15 protein-coding genes are annotated in these 17,140 nt (G+C 64.4%); 3 read left to right on the forward strand and 12 right to left on the reverse strand.

The genetic code is table 11. From position 1 onward, the window contains the following. Window positions 1-200: 200 nt before the first annotated feature. Entirely contained in the window at window positions 201-695 is a 495-nt protein-coding gene (locus IVA87_RS26660; protein WP_247303581.1) for a VOC family protein, read from the reverse strand. 90 nt (window positions 696-785) lie between these two features. Further along, the gene (locus tag IVA87_RS26665; protein ID WP_247303579.1) at window positions 786-1,331 is read right to left on the reverse strand and encodes a carboxymuconolactone decarboxylase family protein; all 546 of its coding nucleotides are present in this window, start codon (window positions 1,329-1,331) and stop codon (window positions 786-788) included. Window positions 1,332-1,479: 148 nt separating this feature from the next. Here IVA87_RS26665 and IVA87_RS26670 point away from each other — a divergent pair, with 148 nt between their 5' ends. Both IVA87_RS26670 and IVA87_RS26675 read left to right on the forward strand, forming a co-directional pair. Then, a complete protein-coding gene (locus IVA87_RS26670; RefSeq protein ID WP_247303577.1) occupies window positions 1,480-2,694 on the forward strand; it encodes an acyl-CoA dehydrogenase family protein in 1,215 nt (404 codons plus the stop codon). A gap of 146 nt (window positions 2,695-2,840) precedes the next feature. Beyond that, on the forward strand, window positions 2,841-3,980 hold the full coding sequence (locus IVA87_RS26675; RefSeq protein ID WP_247335800.1) for an acyl-CoA dehydrogenase family protein: 1,140 nt from the start codon (window positions 2,841-2,843) through the stop codon (window positions 3,978-3,980). Between the two features lie 186 nt (window positions 3,981-4,166). On the opposite strand, the gene IVA87_RS26680 is transcribed toward IVA87_RS26675, so the two are convergent. From IVA87_RS26680 to IVA87_RS26725, 10 genes are all read right to left on the reverse strand, one after another. After that, window positions 4,167-5,204 (reverse strand): amino acid ABC transporter substrate-binding protein, encoded by a 1,038-nt coding sequence (locus IVA87_RS26680; RefSeq protein WP_247335802.1) that lies wholly within the window; start codon window positions 5,202-5,204, stop codon window positions 4,167-4,169. Between the two features lie 54 nt (window positions 5,205-5,258). Continuing rightward, window positions 5,259-5,852, reverse strand: a complete 594-nt coding sequence (locus IVA87_RS26685) for a L,D-transpeptidase (protein WP_247303573.1) — start codon at window positions 5,850-5,852, stop codon at window positions 5,259-5,261. A 375-nt stretch (window positions 5,853-6,227) separates the two neighbouring features. Then, window positions 6,228-7,202 carry a hypothetical protein gene (locus tag IVA87_RS26690; RefSeq protein ID WP_247335803.1) on the reverse strand — a complete coding sequence of 325 codons (975 nt, stop codon included), beginning with the start codon at window positions 7,200-7,202 and terminating at the stop codon, window positions 6,228-6,230. A 103-nt stretch (window positions 7,203-7,305) separates the two neighbouring features. Then, entirely contained in the window at window positions 7,306-7,869 is a 564-nt protein-coding gene (locus IVA87_RS26695) for a thioredoxin family protein (RefSeq protein WP_247307622.1), read from the reverse strand. Window positions 7,870-7,900: 31 nt separating this feature from the next. Next, on the reverse strand, window positions 7,901-8,599 hold the full coding sequence (locus tag IVA87_RS26700; protein ID WP_247335801.1) for a cytochrome c biogenesis CcdA family protein: 699 nt from the start codon (window positions 8,597-8,599) through the stop codon (window positions 7,901-7,903). A 361-nt stretch (window positions 8,600-8,960) separates the two neighbouring features. Then, window positions 8,961-9,572, reverse strand: a complete 612-nt coding sequence (locus IVA87_RS26705) for a sigma-70 family RNA polymerase sigma factor (RefSeq protein WP_247307626.1) — start codon at window positions 9,570-9,572, stop codon at window positions 8,961-8,963. 352 nt (window positions 9,573-9,924) lie between these two features. Further along, on the reverse strand, window positions 9,925-10,662 hold the full coding sequence (locus IVA87_RS26710; RefSeq protein ID WP_247281892.1) for a response regulator: 738 nt from the start codon (window positions 10,660-10,662) through the stop codon (window positions 9,925-9,927). Between the two features lie 10 nt (window positions 10,663-10,672). Continuing rightward, entirely contained in the window at window positions 10,673-12,418 is a 1,746-nt protein-coding gene (locus tag IVA87_RS26715; protein WP_247307628.1) for a DUF3369 domain-containing protein, read from the reverse strand. Further along, the gene (locus tag IVA87_RS26720; protein WP_247281890.1) at window positions 12,388-14,466 is read right to left on the reverse strand and encodes an ATP-binding protein; all 2,079 of its coding nucleotides are present in this window, start codon (window positions 14,464-14,466) and stop codon (window positions 12,388-12,390) included. The genes IVA87_RS26715 and IVA87_RS26720 overlap by 31 nt, the downstream gene beginning before the upstream one ends. Window positions 14,467-14,472: 6 nt before the next feature. Continuing rightward, window positions 14,473-15,468, reverse strand: coding sequence for a TRAP transporter substrate-binding protein (locus IVA87_RS26725; protein ID WP_247307632.1), 996 nt, complete (start codon window positions 15,466-15,468; stop codon window positions 14,473-14,475). Window positions 15,469-15,610: 142 nt separating this feature from the next. Between IVA87_RS26725 and ugpB the strand changes: the two genes are divergently transcribed. After that, a complete protein-coding gene (gene ugpB, locus IVA87_RS26730) occupies window positions 15,611-16,993 on the forward strand; it encodes a sn-glycerol-3-phosphate ABC transporter substrate-binding protein UgpB (protein WP_247307635.1) in 1,383 nt (460 codons plus the stop codon). The last annotated feature ends 147 nt before the right edge of the window (window positions 16,994-17,140 follow it).

Consider the following 17,140-nt stretch of genomic DNA (forward strand, 5'->3'; position numbering starts at 1 on the left):
CCGAAAGATCCCACGGTCGGGACGAAGAGCTGGCCTGCAATCGAACAAAGAGCTGATCATAAATCTTGACACACCAAACCCCCATGTGAGCAATCCAGAGCGTTTCCGCAGAGACAGCCTGGATTGCTTCGCGGAGCCTGTCATCGGGCCGCGCTGCGCGCGGACCCGTTGGCTCGCAACGACGAGGGGAGAGCGGGGGCTCACGCCTTGCGCTGCTTCAGCAAATCCTCGACATCCAACCGCTTCGTAAACATCGCCAGCTTTCCATCCGGCCCGAACGGCCATTGCTCCCTCGGCTTGTCCCAATAGAGCTCGACGCCATTCTGGTCGGGGTCGCGCAAGTAAAGCGCTTCGCTGACGCCATGGTCGCTGGCGCCGTCAAGCGCAATGCCCGCCGACAGCACCCGGTGCAGCGCGTCCGCCAGCGCCGGCCGCGTCGGATAGAGGATCGCGGTGTGATAGAGCCCGGTCGTGCCTGGCGGCGGCGGCGAGCCGCCCTTGCTTACCCAGGTGTTGAGGCCGATGTGATGATGATAGCCGCCGGCCGAAATGAAGGCCGCGCCGGAGCTCATCCGCTGCATCAGCTCGAAGCCGAGCACGCCGCAATAGAATCCGAGCGCACGATCGAGATCAGCGACCTTGAGATGGACGTGGCCGATCCGGGTGCCGGCGGCGACGGCTGAGCTTTGCGACATGTGAATGCTCCCTTGACGAACTCCACATAAGGCAGGCTTCGGGACAGTGCTATTGGCCCATCTCGAAACCCATCGTTTCCGAATGGGAAACTAGGCCAGCTCCGACACCTCGCCCTCCGGCAGGCCGAACTCGAACGTGTTCAGCGTCATCGACACCAGGGTGTAATAGCCGCACAGCCCGATCACCTCGACGACGCCGCGCTCACTGAGGAGCTTGACCGCCTCATCGTAGAGACCCTTCTCGACGCCGTGGCCTTCGTGCAGCGACTTCGCGAGGTCGTAGATCATCTTTCCCTTGGGATCGTCGAACTCAGGCGTGCGGCGGTCGCGGATCGCCTCGATGATCTCGAGCTTCATGCCGCCTGCGAGCGCGAGGCGCTTATGCGCATACCATTCGTAATGCGCGGTCCAGTGCCGTGCCGTCACCAGGATCGCGATCTCCGAAAGGCTTGCCGGAAATATGGTGTCGAAGCGGAGTACCTCGCCAAGTCGCGTGGCGTGGCGCGCCATCTCGGGGCTGCTCAGCCAGGCCATCATCGGCGCCGGCGGCTTGCCGCGCTTGCCGGCAATGGATTCATCATAGGTCTGGCGCTGGCTTTCGTTCATTTCGCCAGGCGAAAGAAGTTTCAGGCGCATCCTCGTTTCCTCTTTGTTTTCAAGCCGACATGCCCCGGATTATAGCCGAAGGCAGCGCGTCGTGCGCGGCACGGAAGTGGTTGAATTCCACGGTGCGATGGCTCAGAGTCGCGTCCAACAAGTCGATTTTGATTGATGGAAACGACCAATGGCTGAATCTAGGACCAGCGACGCTGAGAGCGCCGATCTCGAACAATTCCGCAACGAGACGCGCGCCTGGCTTGAAGCCAATTGCCCGCCGGAGATGCGCAAGCCGGTGACGTCGGATGCCGACGTGTTCTGGGGCGGGCGCAACGCAAAATTCTCGTCCGAGCCGCAGCGCATCTGGTTCGAGCGCATGCGCGACAAGGGCTGGACCGTGCCGGACTGGCCGAAGGAGTATGGCGGCGGCGGCTTGAGTGCTGCCGAACACAAGGTGCTGCGCGCCGAAATGGCAAAGATGGGCGCGCGCCCGCCGCTGTCGAGCTTCGGCATCTGGATGCTCGGGCCGGCACTGCTGAAATACGGCAACGACGCCCAGAAGAAGGAGCATCTGCCGAAGATCGCGGCGGGCGAGATTCGCTGGTGCCAAGGCTATTCCGAGCCGAACGCCGGCTCCGATCTCGCCTCGCTCCAGACCCGTGCCGAGAGCGACGGCGACGACTTCATCATCAACGGCCAGAAGATCTGGACGTCCTACGCCAACTACGCCGACTGGATCTTCTGCCTGGTCCGCACCGATCCGACCGCGAAGAAGCACGACGGCATCAGCTTCATCCTGTTCGACATGACCTCGAAGGGTGTCTCCACAAAGCCGATTCTCCTGATCTCCGGCTATTCGCCGTTCTGCGAGACCTTCTTCGACAACGTCCGCGTGCCGAAATCGAACGTGGTCGGCACCATCAACCGCGGCTGGGATGTCGCAAAGTATCTGCTTCAGCACGAGCGCGCGATGATCTCGGGGATGGGCGAGCGCGGCGTCGGCCGTCCGCTCGGCCAGATCGCCGCTGACACCGTCGGCACCGATGCGCTGGGGCGGCTCGATGATGCCATGCTGCGCGGCCAGATCGCGCGCTTCGACGTCGACGAAGCCGCGCTTGCCGCCTGTGCCGAGCGCGCGGTCGATCTCGCCAAGGCCGGGCAGGCGCATCCGGCGTTCTCGTCCGCGATGAAATATTACGGCACCGAGCTCAACAAGCGGCGCTACGAGATCCTGATGTCGGCCGGCGGCGTCGATGCGCTGGAATGGGAGAGCGAACGCTCGAAGCAGGGCGCCCGCCCGCGCGCCTGGCTGCGTACCAAGGCCAACTCGATCGAGGGCGGCACGTCCGAGGTCATGCTCGGCATCGTCGCCAAGCGCATCCTGGATCTGCCGGGGGCGTGAGGTTTTCCGTCATTCCGGGGCGCGCATAGCGCGAACCCGGAATCCGTTCATCCTCCAACTCTGCCGCCCGATGGATTCCGGGCCTGCGCCTGCGGCGCATCCCGGAATGACGAACCAAATCAGATTTTCGAATCGGAAACACGCCCATGGCCCTCGTCCTCACCGAAGAACAATCGATGCTCCGCGATTCCGCGCGCGGGCTGATCAGCGACAAGGCGCCGGTGTCGCACCTGCGCCATTTGCGCGACAGCAAGGACCCCACCGGCTTCTCCAAGGAGCTTTGGCATTCCTTCGCCGAGATGGGGTTTGCCGGCCTGCTGGTCCCTGAAGAGTTCGGCGGCTCTGGCCTCGGCTATGTCGAGGCCGGCGTCGTCATGGAGGAGATCGGCCGCACCTTGATGCCCTCGCCCTTCCTCGCCACCGGCGTGGTCGCGGCCTCGGCCCTAAATCGTGGCGGCAACGCCGCGCAGAAATCGGAATATTTGCCGAAAATCGCGAGCGGCTCTCTGCTTGCGGCGCTCGCCATCGATGAAGGCGCAAAGCATCGTCCGCTCCAGACCAGCCTCCGGGCCGTGCGCGCCGGTAACGGCTTCAAGCTCTCCGGCGCCAAGGCACTGGTCGTCGACGGGCACGTCGCCGACCTCCTCATCGTCGCCGCGCGCACCGCGGGTGCTGCCGGCGAGCGTGAAGGCCTGACGCTATTCCTGGTGGACCCCAAGGCGAAAGGAATCGCGGTCGAACGCACCATCATGGTCGATGCGCACAACGCGGCGCGGATCGAATTCGCCAATGTCGAGGTCAATGCCGACAGCATGCTCGGCGAGGTCGATCAGGCCGCCGGCCTGCTCGAGGGCGTGCTCGATATCGGCCGGGGCGCGGTCGCCTCCGAAATGGTGGGATTGAGCGAAGAGGTGTTCAATCGCACCGTCGAGTACCTGAAGAGCCGCAAGCAATTCGGCAAGCTGATCGGCGAATTCCAGGCGCTCCAGCACCGCGCCGCCGAACTCTATATCGACATCGAGATCACCCGCGCCGCCGTCATGAAGGCACTTCAAGCGCTGGATGTGGACGTCGCCAAGGCCGCATCGAGCGTCGCCGTGGCCAAGGCCCGCGCCGGCACCACCGCGACGCGCGCGGTGCAGGAAGGCGTGCAGATGCACGGCGGCATGGGCATGGCCGACCAGTTCGACATCGGTTTCTTCATGAAGCGCGCAAGGGTGTGCGAGGAACTGTTCGGCGACGCCAACTACCACACTGAGCAACTGGCGCGGGCGCGGGGATATTAAGGCGCACCGTCATGTCACGCTCGGTGTCATCGCCCGCGAAGGCGGGCGACGACAGTTGAGAGTGTGGAGAGCGCTTGCCCAAAGCTCGTCATTGCGAGGGGCCCTTGCGACGAAGCAATCCAGACTGCGTCCGTGGAAAGAATCTGGATTGCTTCGCTTCGCTCGCAATGACGGCGGAGGGATCCCCTACCTCATCGGCGGTGCGTACTGCACGCCACCGGCATTCCACAGCTGGTTCATGCCGCGGGGGATCTTCAGCTTGGACTTCTCGCCGATGTTGCGGTCGTACATCTCGCCGTAATTGCCGACATGGCGGATGATGCGGGCGGCCCAGTCCTTGGTGAGGCCGAGCTGCTCGCCGTAATTGCCCTCGGTGCCGACGAGGCGCATCACTTCCGGCTTCTTCGACTTCAGGGCTTCGTCGATGTTCTCCGAGGTCACCCCCAACTCCTCGGCGTTGATCATCGCATAGAGCGTCCACTTCACGATCATCATCCAGTCGTCGTCGCGCTGGCGCACGACCGGGGCGAGCGGCTCCTTGGAGATCATGTCCGGCAGGATCATGTGGTCGCCGGGTTTTGAGAGGTTCAGCCTGAGTGCATAGAGCTGGGAGACATCGGCGCTCAGCGTGTCGCACTTACCGGTGTCATAGGCTTTCACGACGTCGTCGAGCTTGTCGAACTTCACCTCGTCATACTTCATGTTGTTGGCACGGAAGTAATCGACGACGTTGAGTGCCGTGGTGGTGCCGGACTGGACGCAGACCTTGCTGCCGGTCAGGTCGAGCGACGTCTCCTTGTTGCGCGAGCGCGGCAGCATGAAACCTGCGCCGTCATAATAGGCCACGGCCGGGAAATAGAGGTCGTAGTCGAGCTCGCGCGCCATGCTCCAGGTCGAGTTGCGGGAGAGGATGTCCACCTTCCGGCTCTGCAATTCCTTGAAGCGCTCGCTGGCATCGAGCGCGACGAACTTCGCCTTGCCCGGATCGTTGAAGATCGCCGCGGCCACCGCGCGGCAGAAATCGACGTCGAAGCCGGTCCAATTGCCCTTGTCGTCCGGGATTGAGAAGCCCGGCAGGCCCTTGTTGACGCCGCACAGCACCTCGCCACGGCGCACGGTCCGCTTCAGGGTGCGGGTGTCGTAGAATTCATAGATGATGGCCAGAACGGCGACCAGCACGGCGACCGCGAGCCCGATCAGCAGGCCGCCTCCAAAAGTGCGCATCATGTTGCTCTCTCGAAAAATCGGGAAAAGGAGTATTCGTTAAGGCGAGGAAGATCAGAGCTCAGGCTTCTGCCGGATGACAACCTTGGTCCCGACCGGGACGCGATCGTAGAGATCGGCGACGTCATTGTTGACCAGGCGGAAGCAACCCGAGGACACCTTGGTGCCGATCGTGTCCGGACGGTTGGTGCCGTGGATGCGGTAGACCGTGGTGCCCAGATACATGGCGCGGGCGCCGAGCGGGTTGCCAGGGCCGCCAGCCATGAAGCGCGGCAGATAGGGCTGGCGCTGGATCATCTCTGGCGGCGGCGTCCAGTCCGGCCATTCCTTCTTGTTGGTGATGTTCACCAGCCCCTGCCACTGGAAACCGTCGCGGCCGACGCCGATGCCGTAGCGGATCGCGCGCCCGCCGGGCTGCACCAGATAAAGGTGCCGCTCGGCCGTCGAGATGATGATGGTGCCGGGCGCCTCGGTGGTGCGGAAGTAGACCACCTGCTTCTGCCATTCCGGGTCGAGCTGGTAGCCGTCATCGGCGATCAGGCCCGGCTCGTCGCCGCGATCAGGCTGCTGCGCGAAGACGTGGGGAGCCGACAGGATCAGGCCAATCGCAGCCACAAACATCCCGGTCAGGCGACGAAAATCCGTCATGTAAAAGCTCTCCCCGCTGCCACAGCGCAAATCATTTCAGAACCATCAAACCTGAGGGGCAGGTTCATGGCAAGTTGATGGCGCACCGCCCTGGTATGTCACGAGAATGCTTTGGTTTTTTGACGGACGGCGCAATCCCACAAACAGGGGATGGCGCGAAAAGCATAGGTTGTCGCCAAGGCCGCGCTGGGCTCCCTCCCCCGCTTGCGGGGCGCTTGCGGGGAGGGTTGGGGAGAGGGTGTCGCCGCGATGGGACCCTCCCTCAGAGGAGAGAACCCTCACCCGCCGCTGGGGCGGCGACCTCTCCCGCAAGCGGGAGAGGCTCGGACCGAACTCGCGGAAAGATCGCCTTCGACAAACTGACACTGATGCCAACTAAATCTTATTGCTCTCCGCCGCGATCCCCAGCCGCCGGACGATCTCGGCGCCCACGGCACGGGCCTCGAGCCGCGAGCCGATGCGGGGGCTACGAAAGCGCCGCCCGGAGTGCAACCGGATCACGACGATGCAGTGCTCGTCCTCGGATCGGCCGCGGCGCTCGACCGTGATCGCCTTCACGTCGCGGCCCTCGATATGGTCGGCGCGCGGCGTGCCGTCGCCCCACAGGCGTTCGACGCGAATATCCCCTTGCCGGATGATCCAGAAAGCGCCGGTCACGAGGTTGGCGTATCTGTGCACGGCGAACGCGGCGATCGCGCCAACCGGCAGCAGCATGATGTCGATCGGTCCGGGCGGCAGTCCGCGCCAGAGTTTGTAGGCGTAGGGAACGGCGCACAGTGCGACGGCGATCAACGCCACGATGCGGATGTCGCGCGCGGAAAACGGCTCGAGGGGTTCGCCGAGATGCATCTCGGGATTGCTGGCATCGAGCGGATTGCTAGGTGCCTCGACGTTGGGAACGCCGAATTGCGCGGCGATCTGGGCCACGGTATCGCGCACATGCGTGACGTCGGAGATCGGTGGGGACGTCAGGCGTTCCCCGGAGGCCAGCGTGAAGGCCAGCTGGAAGCGGGCTTTCGCCCTCTTACTGCCGGGAACCTGCAATTCCCTGATGTGGTCCTTCGGGACGACCCGCGTTCGGAGCTTTCCGAAGGGACGCTGTCGCCCGATCAGGATCTCGTTCGGAGTGATGATCCACACCACCGCCGGCGCCAGCATGATCCCGCAGACGAATGCCGCGCCTAGGAGGAGAGCGGCCACCGAGATCGTCACTTCCAGTGCGTCGTGCGTGAACAGGCCGGGCGTGAAGCACAGCGCAACCGCGGCCGCAGAGCCGGCCATGATCAGCCGCTGCGCGATCGAGGAGCCTTCACGAAGGCGAATGTCGGTGCTGGTGGTCGCGTCGTCCATCGCGGGCGGCTGATTTCCGGGGCTGCGAAACTCCACGGACGGCTCCGTGGAGTCAAGCAACAAGGACGACAGATGAAGCCAGTGGGGCGATGCCGGCGCGGCATCAGCTGTTCACGTTCAGGAGCCGCGCCACCGTGCGGTCGATCTGGTCGTAGCTGCCTTCGCCTTCGTGCTGGAACACGATCTTGCCGGTCTTGTCGATGATGTACTGCGCCGGCCAATATCGGTTGCGGTAGGCGTTCCAGGTCTTGGAATCATTGTCCTGCGCCACCGGATAGGTGATGCCGTGGCGTTTCAGCGCAGCCTGCACGTTGGAGGCGGAACGCTCGAACGGGAATTCCGGCGTGTGTACGCCGACAACGACGAGACCTTTGTCCTTGTACTTGGCGTAGAGATCGGTGACGTGCGGCAGCGTGTTGACGCAGTTGACGCAGCCATAGGTCCAGAAGTCGACCAGCACGACCTTGCCGCGCAGCTCGGCCATGCTCAGCGGCTTCGAGTTGAACCAGGTGTTGATGCCGGTGAAGTCGGGCGCGGTCTGCTGGCTCGCGGCCGCGGTGACGAGGGGCGCAGCGCGTGCGGCCTCGTCGCAGATGCCGGGGATGACGGCGCCTGATACGGTCATGCTGATCAGGGCGGTGGCCACAGCGAGCAGTTTGAAAGCCATGGACGAGTCCTCCGGTTGAGATGCGCGATGATCACAGGCCGATCTGGCCAGTCGGGTAGAAGCCGGTGAGCCACGCCACGATCAGCGTGTCGTATTGAAAATAGGCCGCAACCGCGAAGGCGATCACAACGATGCCAAAGCCCTGCTGCAGCCGCGGCGAGATGCGGGCGAGGCTGCGCACCCGTGTGCTGGCGGCCTGCCCGCCATAGGCGATCGCCAGCATCGGGATCGCCGCGCCGATGGCGTAGGCGACCAGCAGCGTGCCGGCCCAGGTCAGATTTTTGGAGGTCGCAACCAGCGTCAGGATCGAGCCCAGCACCGGACCGGCGCAGGGCGTCCAGACCAGGCCGAGCGTGGTGCCGAGCATGAGCCCACCCAGTGCGCCCTCGCGCTGGGTGGCGCTGGAGCTGCCGAGATCGAGCCAGCCATTGAGCCGGATCGACAGCCATTCGAACGGTGCCGGCCACAGCATCAACAGGCCGAAGCCGAGCAGCAGGATGGACGCGGCCTCGCGCAACACGTTCGGATCGAAATCGAACAGCCGCGTGATTGCTCCGAGCAGCAGCGCGGTGGCCGAGAACGAGATGACGAAGCCGAGCGCGATCATCGCGGGGCGCACGTGCCCCGCGCGCCCGATCGAGGCGCCGAGCAGGATCGGCAGCATCGGCAGCGTGCACGGCGCGGCGATAGTCAGGATTCCGGCAAGGACGGCGAAGAGAAGTTCGAGCATGGAGGCACTCGTGCATGAGGTCACGAGGGCTGTTCGGGATGGATGTGTCAGACGTTACGCAGCGTCACGCCTTCGTGACGGGAGATGCCGGCCACGGCGATGGTGCGCCCTCTCCAGCGAGCGGGTGAGGCCGCCAGCCCGCGGCGATAGGCTTAACCCCAAACACAAAACGACCCGGAGGGGGGCATCCCGTCCGGGTCGCTGGAGGTCCTTGGGAGGTTTAAAGCGTATGTGAGTTTTATAGGAGGGAAGTTTTTCCGCCTGATGTTGTGCTTTGTTTCAATTGTTTCGTCGGCGGTAACACTTCCGTGTCCGGGGATGGGGCCACAGGAGCGGTCCTATCCCGTTGAATCCATCGAGCTTAGGCGGCGAAACGATCGACGCCGGCGCCCTTAAGCAAATCGGCCAGTTGTTTGCGGGCGTAGAACATCCGCGTCTTCACCGTGCTCTGGGGGATGCCGATGATCTGACCGACCTCCTCCACCGACTTCTCGTGGTAGTAGATGAGATTGATGATCTCGCGGTGGGCAGGCGACAGCTTCTGCACGCAGGCGCGGAGGATGGCGCTGGTATCGTTGCGATCGAGCGAGGTCTCGGGCGTCTCGGCATCGTCGGGGATCTGGCGCACGTCCTCCTGGTCGATGTCCTCGAAACGCCGCTGGCGCATCGCGGTCAGCGCCTTGAAGCGGGCGATCGAGAGCAGCCAGGTCGAAACCTGCGAGCGGCCTTGGAACTGGCCGGCGGTCCGCCACACGTCCAGAAACACCTGGCTGACCAGATCTTCCGCCGTGGTGGCATCGCGCACGATGCGCAGGATGAAGCGGTACACCCGAACGTTATGGCGGCAGTACAGCATGTGCATGGCCGTCCGGTTGCCGTCGGCGATGCTTTCGAGAAGCATATCGTCCGAAGTCGCCTGAACGGCAATGATGCTGTGGCTGGCTTGGGCGTTGATGGCAATGACGTTCGGCATGGACTTAGCTCCCCGTAGCGCCGCAACCGAGCGGCGTTTCCTTGAGCCGAGTGTTAATGAGCCAACGTTTCGGGACGTCTGCACGAAAAGGAGAAAATGGTTTCGTGCGTCGCCAAATTGTTTCTTCGGAAGGGGTGCGACGAAACATTCGGGGCAAAAAGTCGTGGAATTTCAATGTGCGGAAAATACGGGAATGGGGATTCGGGGCCGGACAGGCACGCCGCGGAACGAATTTCGGGGGATTGCGTTTGGTGGCGCCGTTACCCGTCATTCCGGGGCGATGCGTAGCATCGAACCCGGAATCTCGAGATTCCGGGTTCGCCCTTCGGGCGCCCCGGAATGACCAGAGCCCTTACGCCTTCTCGCCGGCCGGCGAGAACAGATAGCCGCCGCCGCGGATGGTGCGGATCACGGCGGGCTTGGCCGGGTCGGGCTCGATCTTGCGACGGATGCGCATGATGCGCAGGTCGACCGCGCGGTCGAAGGCCTCGGCGTCGCGCGCGTTGGCGAGCTCCAGCAGGCGCTCGCGCGACAGCACGCGTTTCGGATTGGCCGCGAACACTTTGAGCAGCCCGAACTCGGAGGCGGTCAGCGGATGCTCGTTGCCCTCGTCGTCGCGCAAGGCCTGCGCTTCGAGATCGAGCCATTTGGTGCCGAAGCGCACCAATTGATCCTTGTCCGACTTTGCGGCCGCGGCGTCAGGCGCCGCCGCCTTGGCCGGCCCGCTTCGCCGCAGCACCGAACGGATGCGCGCCATCAGCTCGCGCAGCTCGCACGGTTTTGCCACGTAATCATCGGCGCCGAGCTCGAGCCCGACGACGCGGTCGATCGGGCTCGCGGTTGCCGTCAGCATGATCACGGGCACGTTGATGCGGCTCTTGAGATCGCGGATGATCGAGAGCCCGTCTTCCTCGGGCATGTTGAGGTCGAGCACGACGAGATCGGGCATGCTGCCCTGGATCGCGGCGCGCAAGGACTTGCCGCCGTCGCACAGCGTCACGGTGAAGCCGTGCATCTTGAGGTAATCGCCGACCATCTCCCGGGCCGGGGCCTCGTCGTCGACGATCATGATGTGCTGGCTTTGAGTCATGGTCTTGAGATCACGGCATTTCGGTCGCGGGGAGGGTGATGGTGAAGGTCGAGCCCTTGCCAGGGCCGTCGCTGTTGGCGGTCACCTCGCCGCCATGCATGTCGATAATACGCTTGACGATGGACAACCCAAGCCCCGTCGAGCTCTCGCCGGCGGTCGGCTTTGCGGACAGGCGCTGGAACCGTCCGAACAGGCGGCCGAGATCCTCCGGCGACAGGCCGGCACCCTCGTCGCTGACGCGGACGGTGGTTTCGGTGCCCTCATGGGTCACGGCGACGGTGATCTTGCCGCCGATCGGCGAGTATTTGATGGCGTTGCTGATGAGGTTGTCGATCGCCTCGCGGATGCGGTCGGTATCGCACATGGTGACGATGTTGGGCGGTGCGGCGACGCTGATCGTCTGCTGCTTGTTGACGGCGAGCGGCTGGTTGGCATCGGCGACCTCCTTGACCAGGGCCGCGACGTCGACCGGCTCGCGGCGGATGGTGATGTCGAAAGCATCGGCCATCGCATCCGAAATCAGGTGATCGACCATCGTGGTCAGCCGCTTGGTGGCGTCGCGGATGTGATCGACTTGAGCAACCACGCCGCTTTCCGATGCGCCGGTCGAGATCAGCTCCTTCAGCATCTCGGTGCGGCCGAGGATGACGCCGAGCGGATTCTTCAGATCGTGCGCGACGGTGCCCAAAATCTCGTTCTTGAAGCCGTTGGCGCGCTGCAGCCGCAGCCATTGCGCGGACAGGCGGCGGTTGGCCTGCATCAGCGCGCGGGTGCGCTGGGCGACGCGATCCTCCAGCTGCGTATTGGCGTCCTGAAGCTGCTGATAGAGGATCACATTGTCGAAGGCGATCGAGAGCCGGCTGGAGAAGATCTCGACCAGCGAACGGTCGGTCTCCGACAGTTCGCGCTCGGCCTGGAGCAGCACCACCACCTCGCGGCCGCTTCCGGTGCGCAAGTAAATCACGCTGCGGTGGTCGGCGAATTCGTTCTTGCGGCGCTGGAACGCGGCTTCCACCATCTCGCGCAGATCGGGATCGAGCGCCTTCGATGTCGTGCTGCCGATGAAGCGGCTGTAGCAGCCGCTGCCGGCGAGCACCGAGAGCTCGGGATCGATGCCGCCATTGTCGCGCAAGACCAGGATGCCGGCGCAATCGACGTTGAGCAGCGAGGCGAGCTGGGTCAGCACGCCCTCGGCGAGCCGCTGCATCGACTTGAAGTCGTACAGCGTCGAGGCGGCGTCGATGATGATCTCGAGTCCGCGCCGCGTCTGCACCATGCGCTCGAGCTGCTGATAGGAGCGCAGCGCCGCGGTCAGCGAGGTGAACAGCTTGTCGGCGGTGAGCTCGGTCTTGGCCTTGTAGTCGTTGATGTCGTACTGCACGATCACGCGCCGCTCGGGCGCCTGGCCGGGCTGCCCGGTGCGCAGGATGATGCGGACGGTCTCGTTCTTGATCTCGTTGCGGATGAATTCGACGAGCTCGAGGCCTGCGACGTCGGTCTCCATGATGACGTCGAGCAGCACGGCGGCGATGTCGCCGTGCTCGGCCATCAGCTTGCGGCCTTCTGCCGCGGAATAGGCCGACAGGATCTCCAGGCTCTGGCCGTTGAGGCTGTAGTCGGACAGCGCGAAACGGGTGCCGTCATGCACGGCCGGATCGTCGTCGATGACGGCGATCTTCCATTTCCGGGTGTTGGCATCCTCCGACGCGGTACCGGTGTCGTCGATCAGGTGGAGGACATCGTCCTGTTCGGCCATTGAGAAGTCCCGTCACTTTCTGTGCTTTGCGCGCCGCCCTTGGCAATGCGCGGCATGATAATGCGAAAAGTAGTGCCTTGTCCCAGCTTGGATTCCAGCATCATGCGGCCGCCGAGCTGCTGGGTGACGAGGTTATAGACGATATGGAGGCCAAGTCCCGTGCCGCCTTCATTGCGCCGGGTGGTAAAGAAAGGGTCAAAGGCCTGGCGCTGCACGTCGGGGGTCATGCCGGCGCCGTCATCGGTGAAGCTGATCTCGATGTCGTCGGTCCCGCGCGGCCGCGCCGAGATGATGATGGTGCCGGCACGTCCGTCGGCGAAGGCGTGGTTGGCGGCATTGAGGAACAGGTTGGTCAGAATCTGGCCGTAGGAGCCGGGATAGCCGTCGAGCAGGAGCCCTTCGGGCACGTCGACCTGAAGCGTGATCGGCGAGCGCTTCAGCACCGGGCGCAGGCTGGCAATGATCTGCTCGGTGGCCTCGCTGAGCGAGAACTGCCGCCGCTCGGCATGGGAGCGGTCGACAGCGACCTGCTTAAACGACTGGATCAGCTCGCCGGCGCGCTGGAGGTTGGCCACCAGCTGCTGCGAGGCCTCGCGCGAGGACTGCACGAACTCTTCGAGCTGCGAGCGGCGCAGGCCCCCATCGCCCTTGAGCTGCGCCTCGAAGATCTCGCTTCGCCGGGCAAAGCTCGAGGCGACCGTCAGGCTGATGCCGATCGGATTGTTGACCTCGTGGGCGACGCCGGCAACCAAGCCGCCGAGCGCGGCGAGGCGCTCGGCGTCGATCAGATTCTGCTGTGCGGTGTTGAGCTCGAGCAGCGCACTCTCGGCTTTTTCCTTCGACGCGCGCAGCTCGTCCTCGGTCTGGCGCTTGGCAATCGCGTTCTCGCGGAACACTTCCACGGCGCGCGCCATCGCGCCGACCTCGTCGCGTGCCTTCGTGCCCTGCACCTCGCGGCCGAGGTCGCCGAGCGTGATCGCGCGCATCGCCGTCATGAGCTGCTGGAGCGGCAGGCGGATCGACAGCGCGATCAAGACGCCGGCGGCGAGGATGATGCCGAGGAAGATCACCGCAACGGAGAGCACGCGGCGAGAGATGTCGGCCAGCGTGCGGTCGAAAGTCTCCTGCGCCTTCTGCTCGCGGTGGCGCATCTTGGTCGAGAGGTCGTCGATGGCGCCGATCGCCTCGGCCTGGCTGGCGTCGATGGTGTTGCGCAACAGCTCGGTGCGGCTCGCGAGCTGCTCGGACAGTTTTGCAAAGCCCTCGCGCAAGGACGCGGTGCGGTCCGCGAGCCGCCGCAAGGCCATGCGCTGGAGGTCGTTGTCGGCGAGGTCGATCATGACCGGAATGGTCTTCTCGATCGTCTCGGTGTTGCGCCGCGCGTCGTCGGCCGCGCCTGACGACAGCGACAGATAGTAGGAATTGGCCGCGACCAGCATCGCGGTGAAAGCCTCGCGGGATTTTCCGAGCGAGGGCCAGATCAGCGCGTCGCGATGGCCGGTGGCGCCTTCGATAATGGAATACAGGCCGGCCATGTCCCTGGCCGGACCCTGCACCTGCTCCTCATAGGTCTTGGCGATGGTGGCCTGCACGCTGCGCAGCTCGCCAAAGCCGTTGAGGAAGCGGTCGGTGGTGCGCTCGAGCTCCTCGACCGAGCCTGACAGCATCGGGTCCTTGGTGGCGCGGCCCGTCAGCGTGCCCAGCACCGCCTCCCGCAGCAGCAGGATCTCGGCAAACAGGTCCGGGCTCGGCTGGTTGATGTAGCGGTGGATCAGGTTTTGCAGCCGCCCGGTCTCGCTTTCGAGCAGCGCCAGGATCCGGTCGGACTCGCGCACCTGGCGCACGTCGTCCCAGGCCGAGCCCAGCACTTGCACACCGTTCCAGATCATCGCGACCAGCACCACCACCACGGCGGAGTTCAGCGCCGCGATTGACAGGATGCGCCAGCGGATCGGCACTGCCCGGAGCGCGGCGACGATGCGCGCGCGCACCCGTCCGAGCGGGCCGGGCGGTCTTTCTGCGGTCTCGCTGTGTCCGAGCCCAGCCAAGAAGCTCTACTCCACCTTGCGAATGCGTTCGATCAGCGCGGCCGCGGCCGGATCACGCCCAGCCTTGGCATAGATTGGAGCCATCGCCTCCTCGAACGGCTTGCGGTCGACGTCCTTGATGACCGTGACGCCCGCGTCCTGGGCCTTGCGCTGCGACTGCTCCTCGAGGTCGCGCCATTTCTCGCGCATGAAGCGGCCAGAGCGCTGCGCGGCCTCCCTGAAGATCACCTGCTCCTCCGCCGAGAGGCTCTTCCAGGCCTTCAGCGAGATCACCAGCACTTCCGGGCTCATCGTGTGCTCGGTGAGCGCCAGATGGCCGGCGTGTTTGTAATGGTCTGTCGTCACGAAGGATGGCCAGTTGTTTTCGGCGCCGTCGATTAGGTGGTTGGCAAGCCCGGTGAGCACCTGCCCGTAAGGCAGCTCGACCGGTTCGGCGCCGAGCGCGCGCATCATCTGGCTCATCAACTCCGACTGCTGTACCCGGATCCGCATTCCCTTGAGATCGGCGACGCTGCGGACCGGGCGGAGAGCGTTGTAGATCGACCGCGCGCCGGAATCGTAGAAGGCGAGCCCGACGAACCCATAGGGCTCGAAGCTGCCGAGGATCTCGCTGCCGATCGGCCCGTCCAGCACCTTCTGCATGTGCTCGATGGACCGGAACAGGAACGGCATGGCCAGCACATTCATCGCCGGAACGAAATTGCCGATCAGCGCCACGTTGGTCCGGTTGAGGTCGATCGCGCCAGCGCGGGTCTGCTCGATGGTCTCCTTTTCCTCACCGAGCTGGCGGGAGTGGAACACCTTGATCTCGTGCCGGCCGCCGGTGTGCTCGGCGATCAGCGCCCCCATGTAGCGCAGCGCCTGGACGGTCGGGTAATCCTCGCTCTGGGTATCGGCGGCGCGAAATTCGCGCGCAACCGCGTCCGTCGCGCAGACGGCAAGCAGAAGCGCGACGAAGATCACCCCGGTCCGCGAGAGTTCGGCACGGCTCAGCACTGGCACACTCAACCCCTCAGTGGTGCAGTCTATGGCGGAAGGAAAAGGTTCAACGCAATCTAGCAGATGGTAAAGGGAAGGCCATCCCGCTCCGGACGGTGGCCGATTGTGCGGCGCGGCCGCCGCGCATTCCCGGTTGAAACTGCCAATGCCGCGCCTTAAGCAGGGCAGCCGCCTTTTGTCGCGCGCGCCGGGAAGAGCCATCGTGATTTCAGCATTGCGCTTTTTGCAGGTCGCCGCCGTCTTTGCGGCTGTCGCCTGGGCCACTCCAGTGCGTGCCGTCACGGACATCGCGCTGTGGCACGCGATGTCCGGCGAGCTCGGCCGGCAGCTCGACAAGCTCGCCGCTGACTTCAACGCTACGCAGTCCGATTACCGCATCGTGCCTGCGTACAAGGGCAATTACACCGAAACGGTGACGGCGGCGATCTTCGCCTTCCGCTCGCGCAGCCAGCCCGCGATCGTCCAGGTCAACGAGGTCGCCACCGCCACCATGACCGCGGCGAAGGGCGCGATCTATCCGGTGTTCAGCCTGATGCGGGACCAGGGCGAGCCGTTCTCGCTGAGCGATTACCTCCCCGCCGTCTCCGGCTATTACACCGATGCGGCCGGCAATCTGTTGTCATTCCCGTTCAATTCTTCGACGCCGATCCTCTACTACAACAAGACCATGTTCCGGGATGCGGGCCTCGATCCGGAGACGCCGCCGAAGACCTGGCCGGAATTGGGGCTGGCTGCAAAGCGCCTGCGCGAGCGCGGCGCTCCTTGCGGCTTCACCACGTCCTGGCCGTCCTGGATCCATGTCGAGAATTTCTCCGCCTTTCACAATCTGCCGCTGGCGACACGGGCGAACGGCTTTGCCGGGCTGGATGCGGAATTGACCATCAACAATCCGTCTCTCGTGCATCACATCGCAGTGCTCAGCGAGTGGCGGAAGACCAAGCTGTTCGACTACAGCGGCCGCGGACAAGCGGCCGAGCCGCGTTTCCAGAACGGCGAATGCGGCATCTTCATCGGCTCCTCGGCAACGCGGGCCGACATCAAGGCGAATTCGAAGTTCGAGATCGGCTACGGCATGATGCCGTACTGGCCCGACGTGAAGGGCGCGCCGCAGAATTCGATCATCGGCGGTGCCACGCTCTGGGTGCTGCGCGACCGGCCGCGCGAGGAATACAAGGGCGTGGCGCGGTTCTTCGCCTATCTGTCGCAGCCCGGCGTGCAGGCCGCCTGGCATCAGAACACCGGCTATCTGCCGATCACCCGCGCCGCCTTCGAGCTGACGCGGGCGCAGGGCTTCTATGAACGCAATCCCGGCTCGGCGATCTCGTTCGAGCAGATCACGCTGCATCCGCCGACGGAGAACTCCAAGGGCATCCGGCTTGGCTCCTTCATTCTGATCCGCGGCGCGATCGAGGACGAGCTGGAGCAGGCTTTTTCCGGCCACAAGAGTGCGCAAGCCGCGCTGGATTCCGCGGTCGAGCGCGGTAACAAACTCTTGCGCCAGTTCGAGCGTGCCAGCCCGGAGCGGTAGGCACCTCGGTGCCGTCGCAAAGGAGGTGCGCTCCCTCCCCCGCCTGCGGGCAGGGGAATCGCATATGGATTTCTCTGGCCTATTGCATTGGAGAGCAAGAGAGATTCTGAAGACGACTCCCAGAGCATGGAGGGGGTCGGATGCGGA

It is taken from the genome of Bradyrhizobium sp. 147, from assembly GCF_023073935.1.
GTDB lineage: Bacteria > Pseudomonadota > Alphaproteobacteria > Rhizobiales > Xanthobacteraceae > Bradyrhizobium.